The sequence below is a fragment of the Cupriavidus necator genome, assembly GCF_013141915.1.
Taxonomy (GTDB): domain Bacteria; phylum Pseudomonadota; class Gammaproteobacteria; order Burkholderiales; family Burkholderiaceae; genus Cupriavidus; species Cupriavidus necator_B.
On sequence record NZ_SROX01000021.1, the window covers coordinates 1 to 16,941 of the forward strand.

General features: G+C 66.7%; 14 protein-coding genes. 11 read left to right on the forward strand and 3 right to left on the reverse strand.

What is annotated here, in order from left to right; genetic code table 11:
- The first annotated feature begins 297 nt into the window (after positions 1 to 297).
- The gene (locus tag E5S69_RS27525; protein ID WP_171517629.1) at positions 298 to 1,242 is read left to right on the forward strand and encodes a DUF3047 domain-containing protein; all 945 of its coding nucleotides are present in this window, start codon (positions 298 to 300) and stop codon (positions 1,240 to 1,242) included.
- A gap of 17 nt (positions 1,243 to 1,259) precedes the next feature.
- Here the strand turns inward: E5S69_RS27525 and E5S69_RS27530 are convergent, their stop codons facing one another.
- Positions 1,260 to 2,285, reverse strand: a complete 1,026-nt coding sequence (locus tag E5S69_RS27530) for a DUF2891 domain-containing protein (protein ID WP_171517630.1) — start codon at positions 2,283 to 2,285, stop codon at positions 1,260 to 1,262.
- 75 nt (positions 2,286 to 2,360) lie between these two features.
- Positions 2,361 to 3,554 carry a M20 aminoacylase family protein gene (locus E5S69_RS27535; protein ID WP_171517631.1) on the reverse strand — a complete coding sequence of 398 codons (1,194 nt, stop codon included), beginning with the start codon at positions 3,552 to 3,554 and terminating at the stop codon, positions 2,361 to 2,363.
- Between the two features lie 35 nt (positions 3,555 to 3,589).
- Here E5S69_RS27535 and E5S69_RS27540 point away from each other — a divergent pair, with 35 nt between their 5' ends.
- The 6 genes from E5S69_RS27540 (at position 3,590) to E5S69_RS27565 (ending at position 9,562) form a co-directional block, all read left to right on the forward strand.
- On the forward strand, positions 3,590 to 3,811 hold the full coding sequence (locus E5S69_RS27540) for a hypothetical protein (RefSeq protein ID WP_171517632.1): 222 nt from the start codon (positions 3,590 to 3,592) through the stop codon (positions 3,809 to 3,811).
- 66 nt (positions 3,812 to 3,877) lie between these two features.
- Positions 3,878 to 5,464, forward strand: coding sequence for an ABC transporter substrate-binding protein (locus E5S69_RS27545; RefSeq protein WP_171517633.1), 1,587 nt, complete (start codon positions 3,878 to 3,880; stop codon positions 5,462 to 5,464).
- A gap of 114 nt (positions 5,465 to 5,578) precedes the next feature.
- Positions 5,579 to 6,556: an ABC transporter permease gene (locus E5S69_RS27550; RefSeq protein ID WP_171517634.1), complete on the forward strand. Its 978-nt coding sequence runs from the start codon at positions 5,579 to 5,581 to the stop codon at positions 6,554 to 6,556.
- Between the two features lie 3 nt (positions 6,557 to 6,559).
- Positions 6,560 to 7,492 carry an ABC transporter permease gene (locus E5S69_RS27555; RefSeq protein ID WP_171517635.1) on the forward strand — a complete coding sequence of 311 codons (933 nt, stop codon included), beginning with the start codon at positions 6,560 to 6,562 and terminating at the stop codon, positions 7,490 to 7,492.
- A gap of 13 nt (positions 7,493 to 7,505) precedes the next feature.
- Positions 7,506 to 8,504, forward strand: a complete 999-nt coding sequence (locus E5S69_RS27560) for an ABC transporter ATP-binding protein (RefSeq protein WP_171517636.1) — start codon at positions 7,506 to 7,508, stop codon at positions 8,502 to 8,504.
- Positions 8,501 to 9,562, forward strand: coding sequence for an ABC transporter ATP-binding protein (locus E5S69_RS27565; RefSeq protein ID WP_272871741.1), 1,062 nt, complete (start codon positions 8,501 to 8,503; stop codon positions 9,560 to 9,562). The genes E5S69_RS27560 and E5S69_RS27565 overlap by 4 nt, the downstream gene beginning before the upstream one ends.
- A gap of 20 nt (positions 9,563 to 9,582) precedes the next feature.
- Here E5S69_RS27565 and E5S69_RS27570 read toward each other — a convergent pair whose 3' ends face one another.
- A complete protein-coding gene (locus E5S69_RS27570; protein WP_171517637.1) occupies positions 9,583 to 10,785 on the reverse strand; it encodes an ABC transporter substrate-binding protein in 1,203 nt (400 codons plus the stop codon).
- 286 nt (positions 10,786 to 11,071) lie between these two features.
- On the opposite strand from E5S69_RS27570, the gene E5S69_RS27575 reads away from it, so the two are divergent.
- From E5S69_RS27575 to E5S69_RS27590, 4 genes are all read left to right on the forward strand, one after another.
- Positions 11,072 to 13,180 (forward strand): molybdopterin-containing oxidoreductase family protein, encoded by a 2,109-nt coding sequence (locus E5S69_RS27575; RefSeq protein WP_171517638.1) that lies wholly within the window; start codon positions 11,072 to 11,074, stop codon positions 13,178 to 13,180.
- On the forward strand, positions 13,177 to 14,310 hold the full coding sequence (locus tag E5S69_RS27580; protein WP_171517639.1) for an aminopeptidase: 1,134 nt from the start codon (positions 13,177 to 13,179) through the stop codon (positions 14,308 to 14,310). The genes E5S69_RS27575 and E5S69_RS27580 overlap by 4 nt, the downstream gene beginning before the upstream one ends.
- Before the next feature lie 65 nt (positions 14,311 to 14,375).
- Complete coding sequence (locus E5S69_RS27585; protein WP_171517640.1) at positions 14,376 to 15,038, forward strand: TetR/AcrR family transcriptional regulator; 663 nt, start codon at positions 14,376 to 14,378, stop codon at positions 15,036 to 15,038.
- Between the two features lie 188 nt (positions 15,039 to 15,226).
- The gene (locus E5S69_RS27590) at positions 15,227 to 16,909 is read left to right on the forward strand and encodes a long-chain fatty acid--CoA ligase (protein WP_171517641.1); all 1,683 of its coding nucleotides are present in this window, start codon (positions 15,227 to 15,229) and stop codon (positions 16,907 to 16,909) included.
- Positions 16,910 to 16,941 lie beyond the last annotated feature (32 nt).

Below are 16,941 nucleotides of genomic sequence, written 5' to 3' on the forward strand. Positions count from 1 at the left end.
TAGGTCATCGCCAGGCTCTTATTGTGCAAAACCCCTCGACAGCATTCGCTGCGAGGGGTTTTTGCTTTGGCGCGGGCGTTCGTGCTGCGCCCGTTTCGGACACCCCCAACCGTTGTTTTCGCGCTCAACGCGGGACGTCGCGCATTCCGACACCGTTCGCCTTCTGCTATGGTCGACCCTCAAGTGCCCACCGGGGGCACGAAGGCGGTTGCAACAGGTGTTTGCAGCAAGCAGTGAGCAATAGATCGGGCCATAGCCGACAGAGCGGGTCCGCGTTTTCGGGTTTCGAGGGGTTACATGACGGCCAAGAAGTCTCGGCTGGTTTTGACTGGCGCCGCTGGCGCGCTGTTGCTGGCAGGTTGCGCTGCCACGCTCCCTGAACTTTCCATACCGCCAGGGGATGCCGCCGCCGCTCCCCTTGCCACCACCTCCGCGATCGATTGCCAGGCCTTCACAGCGCGCATGGCCGCGCATGCGACCGCACAGGCCGGTGCCGCGGTGACCGGGTCAGACTCGTTAGCCGCCGCCAGCATTCCCGCCGGGCAGGCCGAAGCGGAGGACGATGGCGAGCCCGCCGATGCCTCCCCGCCGACGCTCGCGACGCTGCCACTGTTCTCGATTTCCCCGCGCCGCGGCCAGTTGCCGGTCGGCTGGCAGCCCTGGACCATCAACCGCAACAAGATCCCGACCAGCTATTCGATGGCCGAGGTCGACCAGCGCGTCGTGGTGCATGCCAAGGCCGACAGCTCCGCGTCGGGACTCTATGTGCCGCTGCGCGAGCGCGATCCCGGCATGGTGCGCTGGACGTGGAAGACCAGCGGCATCATCCGCAACGCCGACAACAGCGATGGCCCGCGCGAGGATTCGCCGCTGCGCCTGTTCGTGGCCTTCGATGGCGACAAGGGCGCGCTCCCGCTCAAGGACCAGTTGATGTACGAGATGGCGCGGCTGACCACCGGACGCGAAATGCCTTACGCGACGCTGATGTATATCTGGGGCGGGCAGCGCGCGGAAGGGGCCGTGGTGAAGAATCCGCACACCGACCGCGTGCGCATGATCGTGGTGGATAGCGGCACGAAGCATGCCAATGAATGGCGTTGCCACGAGCGCGACTTGCGGGCCGACTACCGCAAGGCGTTTGGCGCCGACCCCGGCCGCGTCATCGCCGTCGGCATCATGACGGATACCGACAATACCCGGAGCAAGGCCGAAGCCTGGTACGGCGACATCGCTCTGGATTGAAGCGCAGCGGCGGCGCCTCAGCCGCCGATGGGCTCGGCCAGCGCCAGTACCGCGAACGAGGCCAGCCAGTGCGTTGACACATACTCGCCTTCCGCCGCCTGCGGCAGCGACGCCTCGATATGGTCCGACCATGCGCGGATCGCCAGGGGCTGCAGCGGGTCGGGCAGGGCAGGCTCCAGCATGCGCCAGCACCAGGCGCGCGACAGGTTCAGTCCATCCAGGTGCGAGGTCTTGGGGTCGCTGCGGTTGGTTACCACCACCGGTGTCAGCCAATTGGCCAGCTCGGCCTGGCCCGGCACGAACAATTCCCACCATTCCGAAAACGCGCAGCCTTCCATGACGGCGTGCATCAGCACGGCTTCGGTCAGTCCGCCGGACAGGAACTCGTCGCCCCCCGGCTCGTAGCGCGCCGGATACTTCTGGTCGTGGCCGAACCAGCGATGGGCACGCCGCACGATGGCGCGCCGCAGCGCCAGGTCCTGATGCGCGCGCGCATAGGCCAGCGCCATGACCAGCGCGAAGGCGCTGTTGTAATGGGTTCCGGTGCGCACCGGGAATGCCGCCGCATCGAGGAAGCCCGCCAGTTGCTGCGACAGGTGCGAGGCCAGCGGCGCGCACGCTTCAGCCCAGGCGGAGGCGTGCGGGTCATGCCGCGCCAGCGCCAGCAACTCGGCCTGCAGCTTCAGCATCCAGCCCCAGCCGTAGGGGCGCTCGAAGGTGCGTGAATCGGGCCGTTGGAAGTAGGCCAGTTCGGCGGCCATGGCATCCGGGCGCAACTGGGCATCCAGCAGGGCGCGCATGCGTGGCGCTTCCGCCAGATCCGGATACAGCGCCAGCAGCCGCGCCAGCAGCCAGTGCATATGGACGCTGGAGTGCCAGTCATAGCTGCCGCAAAAGACCGGATGCCAGGCGGCGGGGCCGGCCAGGTCGCCGGCGGCCGCCATCATGTGGTCAAGCTTGTACGGATAACGGCGCTGGATATTCTCCAGCGCCACGCGCGCGAAGCTGCGCGCAGTCTCGCGATCCAGCGCCGAACGCCCCATCGCCGAAGCTCCCCTGTCGTAATCGTTGTGCCCTGTCAGAGGCAGGCGTGCTTGGGCACGCTCTGGTGTATGCCGTCAGGCAGGTGCCAGCCACTTCTCCACCAGCCGCACGAAGAAAGTCGAGCCCACCGGCAGCAGTTCATCGTTGAAATCGTAGCTCGGGTTGTGCAGCATGCACGGCCCGATGCCGTGGCCCGCGTCGCGATGGCCCCCGTCGCCGTTGCCGAGGAAGAGGTAGCAGCCTGGCTTGTGCTGCAGCATGAACGAAAAATCCTCGGCGCCCATGGTGGGCTCGACATTGCTGTCGACGTTGTCGGCGCCGACCAGTTCGGCGGCGACCGTGGCGGCAAAGCCGGTCTCGGCTTCGCTGTTGATGGTGGGCGGATAGTTGCGGTGGAATTCGTATTCGATGGTGCAGTCGAATGCCGCGGCCACCGCGCGCGCCACTTCTTCCATGCGCCGCTCGATCAGGTCAAGCACCGGCACCGTGAACGTGCGCACCGTGCCGCCGATCCACGCCTGGTCCGGCACGATGTTGGTGGCATCGCCGGCATGGAATTGCGTCACCGAGATCACGGCGGTATCGATCGGGCGCTTGTTGCGCGTGATGATGCCCTGCAGCGCCGATACGATCTGCGCCGCGGTGAACACCGGGTCGTTGCCGTTGTTGGGCATCGCGGCGTGGGCGCCCTTGCCGCGCACGACGATGCGGAACTCGTTGCTCGAGGCCATCAGCGGGCCCGCGCGCGTGCCGAAGGCGCCCACCGGCATGCCCGGCCAGTTGTGCACGCCGAACACCGCGTCGCACGGAAAGCGCTCGAACAGGCGGTCCTTGATCATCTCGCGCGCGCCGCCGCCGCCTTCCTCGGCCGGCTGGAAGATCAGGTGCACGGTGCCGTCGAATGGCTTGTGCTGCGCCAGGTAGCGCGCCGCGCCGAGCAGCATGGCGGTGTGGCCGTCGTGGCCGCACGCGTGCATCTTGCCGGTGTGCTGCGAGCGGTGGTCGAAGGTGTTGGCTTCCTGCAGCGGCAGCGCGTCCATGTCGGCGCGCAGGCCGATGGTGCGCGGGCTGCTGCCGTTGCGGATCACGCCGACCAGGCCAGTGGTGCCCAGGCCGCGATGGACTTCAATGCCCCACGATTCCAGGTTGCGCGCCACCACGTCGGCGGTGCGCTGTTCTTCGAAGCAGAGTTCAGGGTGGGCGTGGATATCGCGCCGGATCGCGCGGATTTCGGCTTGTGCCTGCAGGATTTCGGGGATGAGCTTCATGATGCCGGGCGGCCTTGGGATCGAAGGCGTTAGCGATGGGATACCCCGATCATACGATGCCTCCTGCGAAAGCGCCAAAAGGCGGCGATTTCCTGCGCGATTGCCCGGTTGGCGCAATGCAATATGCCAGCGCGGGTGGGTTTCCCCGCATTGCCGTGGCATGTGCACTGCTGGAACAGTTCATGCTTGAAGTGCCCGGCCGGCAATACCGTGGCTTTATGATGCCCCATCGCACCAAAAAGCAGCGCCGCTCGTGACCCGCTGCGCGCGCGCATTGCCGATCCCAAAACGTCTGCTTCACTTCCTACAGGGAGAATTGCGCGATGTCCCTTCGCACTTTCAAGAAGGCAATTGGCGTGGTGTCGGTGGCGGGGGCCCTTGGCCTCGCGCTGGCCGGCACCGCCCAGGCCGCGGACCTCAAACTGGCCATGAGTTCGCCGCCTACCTCGATGGATCCGCACTTCTACAACCTGTTCTCCAACATCAACGTTTCCGAACATGTCTTCGACTCGCTGACCAAGATGGACCCGGACAGCCGCATCATCCCGGGCCTGGCCGAGTCGTGGAAGCTGGTCAACAACCTCACGTGGGAATTCAAGGTCCGCAAGGGCGTGAAGTTCCACGACGGTACCGAGCTGACGGCAGATGACGTGATCTGGTCGCTGGACCGCCCGGCCACCATCCAGAACAGCCCGGGCAAGTTCGACGTCTACACCAAGGCGATCGTCAACAAGAAGATCGTCGACAAGTACACCATCCAGCTGACCACCAGCCAGCCGTATCCGCTGATGCTGAATGACCTGACCTCGATCTTCATCGTGCAGAAGAAGGCCACGCAGGGCTTGAGCTCCGATGACTTCGCGCAGGGCAAGGGCATGGTCGGTACCGGCCCGTTCAAGTTCGTCAGCTATGCGCGCGACGACCGGGTCGAGCTGGTGCGCAACAACGATTACTGGGGCAACAAGCCGGCCTGGGACAAGGTCACGCTGCGCTTTATCCCGAACCCGGCAACGCGCCTGGCGGCGCTGCTGTCGGGCGATGTGCAGGCGATCGAGAACGTGCCCACGCCTGACCTGCCCAAGGTGCGCAAGGACCCCAAGCTGTCGTTCTTCTCCAAGATCTCGCACCGTGTGATCTACCTGTACTTCGATGCCAAGCGGGACAAGTCGCCGTACGTCACCACCAAGGAAGGCGCGCCGATGGACAAGAACCCGCTGAAGGACGCGCGGGTGCGCAATGCCATCAGCATGGCGATCAACCGGCAGGGCATCAAGGACCGCCTGATGGAAGGCCTGTCCGAGCCGACCAACAACCTGGTGCCGCCCACGCTGTTCGGCTACAACCCCAACCTGAAGACGGTCAAGTACGACCCCGAGGGCGCCAAGAAACTGCTGGCCGAGGCGGGCTTTCCGAACGGCTTCGGGGTGACGCTGCATACGCCCAACAACCGCTACGTCAACGACGAGAAGATCGCGCAGACCATCGCGCAGAACCTGACCCGCATCGGCATCGCCACCAAGGTCGAAGGCATGCCGATGGCCACGTATTCGTCCAAGGGCATCAAGCATGAGTGGTCGTTCGGGCTGCTCGGCTGGGGCGCGCAGACCGGAGAGGTCAGTTCGCCGCTGCGCGCGCTGCTGGCGTGCGAAGACAGCAAGAAGGGCTTCGGCACCACCAACTGGGGCGAGTACTGCAACCCGAAGATGGACGTGGTGCTGGAGAAGGCACTGTCGACCGTGGATGACACCGAACGCTCCAAGCTGCTGCAGGAGGCCACCGCGATCGCGATCAACGATGGCGGTATCATCCCGATCCACCAGCAGGTGACCACCTGGGCCACGCAGAAGGGCATCGTCTACGTGCCGCGCACCGACGAGCGCACGTACGCGCATAACTTCAAGCCCCAGTAAGCAGGCTGCCTGCTGCCGAGTTCGCGGTGCCGCGCATGGCTGCCGCGCCGCCTGGAAGCGTATCGCGCTCCCGGGCGGCGTGCGCATTCGCGCGCGAAAGGATAGTGGTTGAATATGCTGGTCTTTATTATCCGGCGCCTGATGCAGAGCGTGGTCGTGCTCTTCGTCATGTCGCTGCTGGTTTTCCTCGGCGTCTTTGCCATCGGCAACCCCGTCGACATCCTGATCAACCCGCAGGCCGACCAGGAGGACATCAAGCGCACCATCGCGGCGCTGGGCCTGGACAAGCCGCTTTGGGAGCAATACTGGGTGTTCCTGCAAAACGCGCTGCAGGGTAACCTGGGCACGTCGTTCGCCCATGGCACGCCGGCGCTCAAGCTGATCTTCGAGCGCATGCCCGCGACCATGGAACTGGCCATCTGCGCGATCCTGCTGGCGATCGTGCTGGGCATCCCGCTGGGCCTGTGGGCCGGGCTGCGGCCCAAGGGCATTGCCGGCAAGTCGATCATGACGGTGTCGATCCTGGGCTTCTCGCTGCCCACTTTTTGGGTCGGCCTGATGCTGATCATGGTGTTTGCCGTGCAGCTGGGCTGGTTGCCCTCGAACGGCCGCGGCGAGACCGTGCGCGTGCTGGGCATCCCGCTCAGCTTCCTGACCGTCGACGGCATCCGCCATCTGGTCCTGCCGGCGGTGACGCTGTCGCTGCTGAACATCGCCATGGTGATCCGGCTCACGCGCGCCGGCACGCAGGAGGCGATGCTGCAGGACTACGTCAAGTTCGCGCGCGCCAAGGGGTTGTCCAACACCCGCATCGTCGGCGTGCATGTGCTGAAGAACATCCTGATCCCCATCGTGACCGTGATTGCGCTGCAGTTCGGCTCGATCATCGCCTTCGCGATCGTGACGGAATCGATCTTTGCCTGGCCCGGGATGGGCAAGCTCATCATCGATTCGATCCAGTTGCTGGACCGGCCGGTGATCGTCGCCTACCTGATGGTGATCGTGACATTGTTTATCCTGATCAACCTGGTGGTGGACATCCTCTACAGCATGCTCGATCCGCGCGTGCGCATTGCCGACAACAAGGGCTGAGCCATGACCGCCGTGACTGTCGAACCCGAAGACAAGACGCCGCCGCCCGCCGCGGCGCGTGAGCAATCCCCGTGGCGGCGCTTTGCCGCGGAGTTCTTCGCCAGCAAGATCGCCGTGGCCGGGCTGGCGACGCTGGTGACCATCATCCTGATCGCCATCTTTGCGCCGTGGCTGGCGCCGCAGAACCCGTATGACCTGGCCACGCTGGACGTGCTCGATGCGCGCCTGGCGCCGGGCGAGCAGGCCGGCAACGGCATGACCTTCCTGCTGGGCTCGGACGAGCAGGGCCGCGACATCCTGTCGGCGGTGATGTACGGGCTGCGCATCAGCATCGGCGTGGGCGTGGTCAGCACCATCATCGCGCTGCTGCTGGGCGCGACGCTCGGCCTGCTGGCCGGCTTCCTGGGCGGGCGCACCGAGGCGCTCATCATGCGCGTGGCCGACCTGCAGCTGTCGTTCCCGCCGATCCTGCTGGCGCTGATCCTGCTGGCCTTCCTGCGCCCGGGGCTGGGCAATATCGTGATCGCGCTGGTGGCGGTGCAGTGGGCCTACTATGCGCGCACCACGCGCAGCGCCGCGCTGGTCGAACGCCGCAAGGAATATATCGAGGCCGCCACCTGCCTGGGCCTGCCGCCCGCGCGCATCATGTTCCGGCACCTGCTGCCCAACTGCCTGCCGCCGCTGATCGTGATCGCAGCGCTGCAGGTGGCTTCGGCGATCACGCTGGAAGCGACGTTGTCGTTCCTCGGGCTGGGCGTGCCGGTCACCGAGCCGTCGCTCGGTTCGCTGATCTCGAACGGCCAGCAGTACATGCTGTCGGGCAAGTACTGGATCAGTTTTTTCCCGGGCATCGCGCTGGTGGTCACCATCGTGGCGATGAACCTGGTGGCCGACCAGCTGCGCGATGTGCTGAACCCGCGCCTGCAGACGCAATAACCGGGAGCGCGACATGGCACAACCGACATTGGTGGTCGAACACCTGAAAACGCATTTCTACACGCGCGGCGGCATCGCCCGGGCCGTCGACGACGTGTCCTTCACCGTGGGCCGCGGCGAGATCATGGGGCTGGTGGGCGAGTCCGGCTCGGGCAAGTCCATGACCGGCTATTCGATCATGGGCCTGATCGACCCGCCGGGGAAGATCGTCGACGGGCGCATCGCGCTGACCAGCCGCGACGGTGTCACGCGCGACCTGCGCGCGCTCACGCCGGCGCAGCAGCGCGACGTGCGCGGCAACCGCATCGCGATGATCTTCCAGGATCCGATGATGACGCTCAACCCGGTGCTACGCATCGATACGCAGATGATCGAGGCGGTGCTGGCGCACGAGAACGTCGGCAAGGCGGTGGCGCGCGAGCGCGCGCGCAATGCGCTGGCGCGGGTCGGGATCCCGTCGCCGGACGAGCGCCTGCTGGCGTACCCGCACCAGTTCTCGGGCGGCATGCGCCAGCGCGTGGCGATTGCCATCGCGTTGCTGAACAAGCCCGACCTGATCATCGCCGACGAACCGACCACGGCGCTCGACGTCACCATCCAGGGCCAGATCCTGTACGAGATGCAGACGCTGTGCCGCGAGTCGGGCACGGCGCTGATCTGGATCACGCATGACCTGTCGGTGGTGGCGGGGCTGGCCGATACCGTGTGCGTGATGTATGCCGGCAAGATCGTCGAAGCCGGCGATGTGCGCCAGGTGCTGGAACGTCCCGAGCATCCCTATACCCACGGCCTGATCCGTTCGGCGCCGTCGCGCAATCCGCGCGGCACGCCGCTACGGCAGATCCCGGGCATGACGCCATCGCTGCTGAACCTGCCGGGCGGCTGCGCGTTCCGCGAGCGCTGCCCGTACGCCACCGCGGCCTGCAAGACCGAGCCGCCGCTCGAAACCGCCGCCGACGGGCGTCGCCTGCGCTGCTTCCATCCGGTGCTGGCCAACCAGGAGGCGGCATGAGCGCCACTGCACTGCAATCCCGGCCGATGACGAATCCTGTCGCTGAAGAAGGCGCCACGCCTGGCGCGCCGATCCTGGAGTTGCGCGGCGTGTCCAAGCGCTTCGTCAAGTCGCTCGACGCGGCCGCGCGCATCGCCAACCTGTTTGGCGCCCATGCGCATGAAGAGGTGGTGCACGCGGTCGACCGCGTTGACCTGAGCATCCGCGCCGGCGAGGTGGTGGGCCTGGTGGGCGAGTCCGGCTGCGGCAAGTCCACGCTCGGGCGCATGGCCGTCGGCCTGCACTCGCTGACCGAGGGCGAGCGGCTGTGGCGCGGCATCAACCTGGACCACCTCCAGCCCGACCAGCGGCGCAAGAAGCAGTTGGCGATCCAGATGATCTTCCAGGACCCGTATGCCTCGCTGAACCCGCGGCTGCGCGTGCTCGATATCGTCGGCGAGGCGCCGGTGGTGCACGGCATGGTCGGGCGTGGCGCGCAGAAGGGCTATGTGGAAGACATGCTGGTGCGCGTGGGCATGGACCCGACCGTGCTGCGCCGCTTCCCGCACCAGTTCTCCGGCGGCCAGCGCGCGCGCATCGGCATTGCGCGTGCGCTGGCGGTGAAACCCGAGTTCCTGGTTTGCGACGAGTCAGTCGCGGCGCTCGATGTATCGATCCAGGCCCAGGTGCTGAACCTGTTCATGCGCCTGCGCGAAGAGCTGAACCTGACTTACCTGTTCATCAGCCACGACCTCGGCGTGGTCAAGCACATCAGCGATCGCGTGGTGATCATGTACCTGGGGCGGGTAGTGGAGTCTGCTCCGACCGAGGACGTGTTCGCCGCGCCCAACCATCCCTATACGCAAGCGCTGCTGGCGGAGGCGCCGAAGCTGGAGGTGGCGCGCAAGACCTACGTGGCGATCCGCGGCGAGATCCCGTCGCCGCTGAACCCCCCGAGCGGCTGCCATTTCCATCCGCGCTGCCCGCATGCGATGCCGCGTTGCCGGGAAGAGCAGCCGCTGCTGAAGGAGATTGCGCCGCTGCGGTTCTCGGCGTGTCACCTGAACGACATGGAATAGAGCGCCTCACGCTGAGCGCGTCAGCGGATCACCTGGCCCTTCGAATTGATGATCGTCATCTCCACGAACTTCGAACCCACGTGGTTCTCCGGCGTGAAGTTGACGATAAACCCGCCCAGGTCGTAGTTGCGCATCGATTCCAGTGCGGTCACCAGCTTCTCGCGCGTCAGGTCCTTGCCGGCGCGACGCAGGCCTTCGGTGAAGGTCTTTGCGGCGATGAAGCCTTCGATACTGGCGTAGTCGAATTCGCTGGGCTTGCCCGCCGCCTGCAGCAGCCGCAGGTATTCGCGCACGATCGGCAGCGTGGCGTTGCCCGGGTGCGGCATCACTTGCGAGATGATCACGCCGCTGCCTTGCGCGCCGACCACGTTGGCCAATGCCTGGGTGCCGACGAACGACACGTTGTAGAACTGGCCGTTGTAGCCGCGGCGCAGCGCTTCCTTCACGAAGGCGCCGGCGGTGCGGTAGGCGCTGATCATGACCACGGCGTCGGGCTTCGCCTTCATCGAGCCCTGCATGGCGTCGCCGATCTCTGTGGTGTTGCGGACCACGGGCTCGCGCGCAACGATCTGCACGCCGCTGCCGGGCGCTGCCTTGAGCGCGCGTTCAAGTCCGTCCAGCCCGGCCTTGCCGTAGGCATCCTCGTTGTAGACCACTGCCACGCGCTTGAGGCCGGTGGTCTGGATCTGGCGCAGGATGGCCGCGGTTTCCTCGTTGTACCCGGCGCGCACATGGAACACGTAGCGGCTGCGCGGCTCGCGCAGCGACTGCGCGCCGGTGTACGGGCCGAAAAACGGCACCTGGGCCTGGATCGCCAGCGGCAGCGCGGCCTGGCTGGTGGGCGTGCCGACATAGCCGAATAACGCGAAGACGCGGTCTTCTTCGATCAGTTTTTTTGTGTTTTTGGCGGCGGGCTCGGGCTCGTAGTAGTCGTCCAGCGCCTCCAGCCGGATCTTGCGCCCGTGGATGCCGCCCTGCTGGTTGATATGGTCGAAATACAGCCGCGCACCCGAGTTCATCTGCTTGCCCAGCACCGCGGTCGGGCCCGTCAGCGCGGCGGACTGGCCCAGCAGGATGGTGTCGGCGGTGACGCCGTGCTCGGAGGTGGCGGCGCTGGCCGTGGTGTTGGCTGCGAAGGCCGCGCCAGATGCGCCGCCCGAACCGATGGCGAACGCCACCAGCAGGCCGGCAAGCCGGCCATTGACCCCGGATTTGAAAGACATAAACCCCCGCGAATGATGGTTCGGTTACCCGTTCGCCGCGTTGGCCGGTCTGTCGCCGGCGCTGCTCGGATGCGTGCGGCATGGTGCGCGTCCCGGTCTGTGCCGCGAGCGTGCCGGCACATCATAATCGAATACAATCGGGTCGAGATACCCCCGCCATCACCCCGTACGCCCGGGGCATGCGCCGCCAGCCGGCGCGGCGCGGGCGCCGCTACCGCCGCCTGCGCCGGCATCTCCAGTTCCGTACGACCGAACGAAAAACAACACATCCCCGCCCGGAGACCCCATGGCTTCCCGCACCGTCCGCGCCGCCTGTCCGCATGACTGTCCCGACACTTGTGCCCTGCTCGTCACCGTCGAGGACGGACGCGCGGTCAAGGTGGCGGGCGACCCTGACCATCCCGGCACGCAGGGCGTGCTGTGCACCAAGGTATCGCGCTACACCGAGCGCACTTATCACCCGGACCGCCTGCTCACGCCGATGAAGCGTATCGGCAAGAAGGGTGAAGGCAAGTTCGCCCCGATTTCCTGGGACGAGGCGCTCGACACCATCGCCACGCGCCTGCAGGCCATCGCCGCGCGCGATCCGCAGGCGATCGTGCCGTACAGCTATGCCGGCACCATGGGGCTGGTGCAGGGCGAGAGCATGGCGGCGCGCTTCTTCAACAAGCTGGGCGCGTCGCGGCTGGACCGCACCATCTGCGCCAGCGCCGGCGCCACCGCGCTGCGCTACACCTACGGCGCCAGCGTGGGCATGGACATGGAGCACGTGGTCGATGCCAAGCTCGTGATCATCTGGGGCGGCAACCCGATTGCCTCCAACCTGCACTTCTGGACCCGCGCGCAGGAGGCCAAGCGGCGCGGCGCCACGCTGGTGGCGATCGACCCGTACCGCTCGCTGAGCGCCGAAAAGTGCCACCGCCATCTCGCGCCGATGCCCGGCACCGACGGCGCGCTGGCGCTGGCGCTGATGCACGTGCTGATCCGCGACGGCCTGCTCGACCACGACTACATCGAACGCCATACCGTCGGCTTCGAGGCCCTGCGCGAGCGCGCGCAGGCCTATCCGCCGGCGCGCGCGGCGGCGATCTGCGGCATCCCGGTCGAAGACATCGAATGGCTGGCGGGACTCTACGGCCAGCTGGCGGTGCGCGAGCGCCAGCCGGTGGCGATCCGGCTGAACTACGGCATGCAGCGCGTGCACGGCGGCGGCCAGGCGGTGCGCGCGGTGGCATGCCTGCCGTCGCTGGTCGGTGCCTGGCGCCATCCCGCGGGCGGGCTGCAGTTGTCGACCTCGGGTTTCTTCCCGGTCAACGAGGCCGCGCTGCAGCGCCCGGACCTGCTGCCTGGGTGGCCGCAGCAGCTGCCGCGCGTCGTCAACATGAGCACCATCGGCGATGCCTTGCTGGCCGAGCCGGCTCCTGGCGCGCCGCGCATCGAGGCGGTGGTGGTCTACAACAGCAATCCGGTGGCGGTGGCGCCGGAATCCGGCAAGGTCGCCGCGGGCTTCGCGCGCGAGGACCTGTTCACGGTGGTGCTGGAGCATTTCCGCACCGATACCGCCGACTATGCCGACATCATCCTGCCGGCGACCACGCAGCTCGAGCACACCGACGTGCACAAGGCCTACGGCCACACCTATTTCCTGGCCAACAACGCCGCCATCGCGCCGCTGGGCGAGGCCTTGCCCAATACCGAGATCTTCCGCCGCCTGGCGCAGCGCATGGGCTTTACCGACGCCTGCTTTGCCGACAGCGACGAAGCCATCGCCGCGCAGGCCATCATTCCAGACGACGCGCGCGCGGCCGGCATCAGCTGGGCGTCGCTGAAAGTGCAAGGGTGGCAGAAGCTGGCGCTGCCGGCGGCGCCGTTCGCCGAAGGCGGCTTCCCGACCGCATCGGGCAAATGCCAGTTCTATTCGGAGCCGATGGCACGCGACGGCTTCGACCCGCTGCCCGACTACGTGCCACCGTATGAAGCTCCGCAGAGCGCGCCCGAACTGGCGGCGCGCTATCCGCTGGCGATGATCTCGCCGCCGGCGCGCAATTTCCTCAATAGCTCGTTCGTCAACGTCGATAGCCTGCGCGCCACCGAGGGCGAGCCGCACCTGGATATCCATCCGGCCGACGCCGCCGAGCGCGGCATCGTGCATGGCGCGCTGGTGCGCGCCTTCAATGACCGCGGCAGCATGGTGGCACGTGCGCGCGTCACCGATCGCGCCCGGCGCGGCCTGGTGGTGGGACTGTCGATCTGGTGGAAGAAGCTCGCGCCCGATGGCAAGAACGCCAACGAGCTGACCAGCCAGCGCCTGACCGACCTGGGCCGCGCGCCGGTGTTCTACGACTGCCTGGTGCAGGTCGCAGCCTGCGCGCAAGGGGCAGTCGAGACAGCATGACGGCGCAGCGAGTCCGCCGCGGCTGGGCCGCGCTGCTGGCGGCGGCGGCGCTGTCGGGCGTGCTCCTGCTGACGGCAGGATGCGAGGCGGTGGGCTACTACGCGCAGTCGATCGGCGGGCATCTCGGCGTCATGTCCCAGGCCCAGCCGCTGACCGACGCGATCGCCAGCGCGCGCGACGCCAACGATGCGCGCCTGGCGCAGCGGCTGGCGCTGGCGGGCCGCATGCGCGACTTTGCCTCGCTCGAGCTGAAGCTGCCCGACAACGGCAGCTACCGGCGCTACGCCAACCTGCACCGGCCCTATGTGGTGTGGAGCGTGTTCGCCACGCCGGAACTGTCGATAGAGCTGCGCAAGTGGTGCTTTCCCATCGTCGGCTGCATCAGCTACCGCGGTTACTACGCCCAGTCCGACGCGGAGCAGTATGCGCAAGGCTTGCGCCGCGACGGGCTCGAGGCCTATGTGGCAGGCGTCCCCGCCTATTCGACACTGGGCTATTTCGATGACCCGCTGCTCAATACCTTCGTCTACCTGCCCGAGGGCGAGCTGGCGCGGCTGATCTTCCATGAGCTGGCGCATCAGGTGGTGTACGTGCGCAACGACACCGCCTTCAACGAATCCTTTGCCACCGCGGTGGAAGCGGCCGGCGTGGAGCGCTGGCTGGACCAGGACGCATCAGAGGATGCGCGTACCAGCTATCGCCAGTACGATGCCCGGCGCCAGCAGTTCCGCGCGCTGCTGCTGGGCACGCGCGACCGGTTGGTGGCGCTGTACCAGACGCCGCTCGACGACGCGGCCAAGCGCGAGGGCAAGGCGAAGATCTTTGCCGACCTGCGCGCCGGCTATGCGCGGCTGCGTACCGAGTGGGGCGGCTACAGCGGCTATGACCGCTGGTTCGACCAGCCGCTCAGCAACGCCCACCTGGCCGCGGTGGCGACGTACCAGCAATGGGTGCCGGCCTTCACCGCGCTGCTGGCGCGCTGCGACGGCGACTGGCAGCGCTTTTACGCCGAGGCGCGCCGCCTCGGCGCGCTGCCTGCCGCCGAGCGCGAGGCGGCATTGCGCCGGCTGGCGCCGCCGGCCACCCGCACCGACACGCTCACCGCGGGCGGCAAGGCAGCGACCAACTAGGCCCAGGCGGGCTTGCAGCGGGCAACCACGGTGTCGCGCCGATGCGCCCATGCGAGAATGCCGTCATGTCGACTGCTCCCAGATCCGAACCGCTGGCTCCGCCGTCGAGCGCGCCGACGGAGACCCACCCGGCCCGCCCGCATATCGCCGAGCGCCAGGAGGCGCGCCGCCGGCAGATCCTCGATACCGCCGCGCAGCTCTTCTACAGCAAGGGCTACCCCGGCATGACCATGAACGACCTGTGCCGCGCGCTGGGCGTGACCAAGCCAGCGGTCTACTACTACTTTACCGACAAGTACGAGATCTTCGACATCCTGTGCCGGGAGTCGGCGCAGACCTGCCTGCCCGTGATCCGCGAAACCGCGGATCCAGCGCAGCCCGTCAAGACCCGCCTGCAAGCCTGCCTGCTCGAGATGGCCCGGCGCTGCATCGCTTGCCACGTGCCGGCCACGCTGAGCTTTCGCGATCGGCAGTACCTGCGCCCGGACACGGTGGCCTGGCTCGACAGCATGGCGCGGGACTTTTACCGCGACCTCTATGCCCTGCTGGACGAAGGCCAGCGCGATGGCGTGTTCGCCTTTGGCGACGCACGCGTGACCGCGCATGCGATCGGCAGCGTGGTCGGGTTTCTGTACACCTGGCACGAACCCGGGCGCACCGACCCTGAAACCCTGGCGCAGGAACTTGCGGCCAGCATGATGAAGCTGGTGCTGCCCACCGGCGGGTAAGCGTAGTCCGGGGTAACTAGTGGTTATCCCGCTGCTTATGTCCGATCGGTGGCGCATAATGCTCGCCAGGAGCGCAAGAAGGGGCGAACGACCCTGAGGACTTCGTCTAAGTTGTTGTTTTAACCGGGGCGCACGTTTAGCATCTCGGCAAAATCGAACGACCATTCAGAAAATCAGGAGACCGTGCTATGGAAAGAATCTGGCTGAAACACTACCCGGCCGGCGTCCCTGCCGAGATCGATGCCAGCCAGTTCCGCTCGCTCGCCGCGCTGCTCGAGGCGTCTTTCCATAGCTATGCCGACCGCAAGGCCTTCATCTGCATGGACAAGGCCATTACCTACGGCGAACTGGACCGGCTCTCGACCCATTTCGCGGCATGGCTGCAGTCGCGCGGGCTGCGTCCCGGCGCCCGCGTGGCCATCATGATGCCGAACGTGCTGCAATACCCGGTGGTGCTGGCGGCGGTGCTGCGCGCGGGCTTCGTGGTGGTCAACGTCAACCCGCTCTACACCCCGCGCGAGCTCGAGCACCAGCTCAAGGACAGCGGCGCCGAAGCCATCGTGATCCTGGAGAACTTTGCCTCCACGCTGCAGCAGGTGCTGGCCAGGTCCCCGGTCAAGCACGTGGTCGTGGCCAGCATGGGCGACATGCTGGGCGGGCTGAAGGGCGCCATCGTCAATTTCGTCGTGCGCAACGTCAAGAAGATGGTGCCGGCGTGGGAGCTGCCGCACTGCGTGCGCTTCAACAACGTGCTGGCCGAAGGCCGCAAGCTCACGCTGCAGCCGGTCACCACCGGCCCCGACGACATCGCCTTCCTGCAGTACACGGGCGGCACCACCGGCGTGTCCAAGGGCGCGGTGCTGCTGCATCGTAACGTGGTGGCAAACGTGCTGCAGTCCGAGGCATGGATGCAGCCGGCGCTGAACAAGGGGGGCCATATCGACCAGCCGATCACGATCACCGCGCTGCCGCTGTACCACATCTTCGCGCTGACGGTCTGCTGCCTGCTGGGCATGCGCAGCGGCGGCACCAGCGTGCTGATCCCGAATCCGCGCGACATCCCGGGCTTCATCAAGGAACTGCAGAAGTACAAGTTCAACATGTTCCCGGCGGTCAACACGCTGTACAACGCGCTGCTGAACAATCCGGAGATCAGCAAGGTCGATTTCTCTGGCCTGCGCGTGGCCAACGGCGGCGGCATGGCAGTGCAGGAGGCGGTGGCCAAGCAATGGCTGGCCAAGACCGGTTGCCCGATCATCGAGGGCTATGGCCTGTCCGAGACCTCGCCCTCGGCCACCTGCAACCCCACCGATACCGACGCGTTCTCCGGGACCATCGGCATGCCGCTGCCGTCGACCGAAGTGGTGATCCGCGACGATGACGGCAATGACGTGCCGCTGGGCCAGCCGGGCGAGATCTGCATCCGCGGCCCGCAGGTGATGGCGGGCTACTGGAACCGCCCGGACGAGACCGCCAAGGTCATGACCCCGGACGGCTTCTTCAAGACCGGCGATATCGGCGTGATGGACGAGCGTGGCTATACCAAGATCGTCGACCGCAAGAAGGACATGATCCTGGTGTCGGGCTTCAACGTTTATCCAAACGAAGTCGAAGGCGTGGTTGCGGAGTGTCCGGGCGTGCTGGAAGTGGCGGCGGTCGGCGTGCCGGACACGCACTCGGGCGAGGTGGTCAAGCTGTTCGTGGTGAAGAAGGATCCGGCGCTGACCGAGGCCGACGTGATCGAATTCTGCAAGGAGCGCCTGACCGGCTACAAGCGGCCCAAGTATGTCGAGTTCCGCACCGAACTGCCGAAGACCAACGTCGGCAAGATACTGCGCCGCGAACTGCGCGACAGCCGCCAGGCAGCCTGAACGCCCGGTCCCGCCACGGGATACGACAACGG

What these genes read in the sequence shown, in the direction of transcription:
- E5S69_RS27555 (WP_171517635.1), top strand. Translation starts at nt 6,560, where the DNA reads ATGACCGCCGTGACTGTCGAACCCGAAGACAAGACGCCGCCGCCCGCC.
- E5S69_RS27535 (WP_171517631.1), bottom strand. Translation starts at nt 3,554, where the DNA reads ATGAAGCTCATCCCCGAAATCCTGCAGGCACAAGCCGAAATCCGCGCG.
- E5S69_RS27560 (WP_171517636.1), top strand. Translation starts at nt 7,506, where the DNA reads ATGGCACAACCGACATTGGTGGTCGAACACCTGAAAACGCATTTCTAC.
- E5S69_RS27545 (WP_171517633.1), top strand. Translation starts at nt 3,878, where the DNA reads ATGTCCCTTCGCACTTTCAAGAAGGCAATTGGCGTGGTGTCGGTGGCG.
- E5S69_RS27575 (WP_171517638.1), top strand. Translation starts at nt 11,072, where the DNA reads ATGGCTTCCCGCACCGTCCGCGCCGCCTGTCCGCATGACTGTCCCGAC.
- E5S69_RS27530 (WP_171517630.1), bottom strand. Translation starts at nt 2,285, where the DNA reads ATGGGGCGTTCGGCGCTGGATCGCGAGACTGCGCGCAGCTTCGCGCGC.
- E5S69_RS27550 (WP_171517634.1), top strand. Translation starts at nt 5,579, where the DNA reads ATGCTGGTCTTTATTATCCGGCGCCTGATGCAGAGCGTGGTCGTGCTC.
- E5S69_RS27525 (WP_171517629.1), top strand. Translation starts at nt 298, where the DNA reads ATGACGGCCAAGAAGTCTCGGCTGGTTTTGACTGGCGCCGCTGGCGCG.
- E5S69_RS27565 (WP_272871741.1), top strand. Translation starts at nt 8,501, where the DNA reads ATGAGCGCCACTGCACTGCAATCCCGGCCGATGACGAATCCTGTCGCT.
- E5S69_RS27540 (WP_171517632.1), top strand. Translation starts at nt 3,590, where the DNA reads ATGGGATACCCCGATCATACGATGCCTCCTGCGAAAGCGCCAAAAGGC.
- E5S69_RS27580 (WP_171517639.1), top strand. Translation starts at nt 13,177, where the DNA reads ATGACGGCGCAGCGAGTCCGCCGCGGCTGGGCCGCGCTGCTGGCGGCG.
- E5S69_RS27585 (WP_171517640.1), top strand. Translation starts at nt 14,376, where the DNA reads ATGTCGACTGCTCCCAGATCCGAACCGCTGGCTCCGCCGTCGAGCGCG.
- E5S69_RS27590 (WP_171517641.1), top strand. Translation starts at nt 15,227, where the DNA reads ATGGAAAGAATCTGGCTGAAACACTACCCGGCCGGCGTCCCTGCCGAG.
- E5S69_RS27570 (WP_171517637.1), bottom strand. Translation starts at nt 10,785, where the DNA reads ATGTCTTTCAAATCCGGGGTCAATGGCCGGCTTGCCGGCCTGCTGGTG.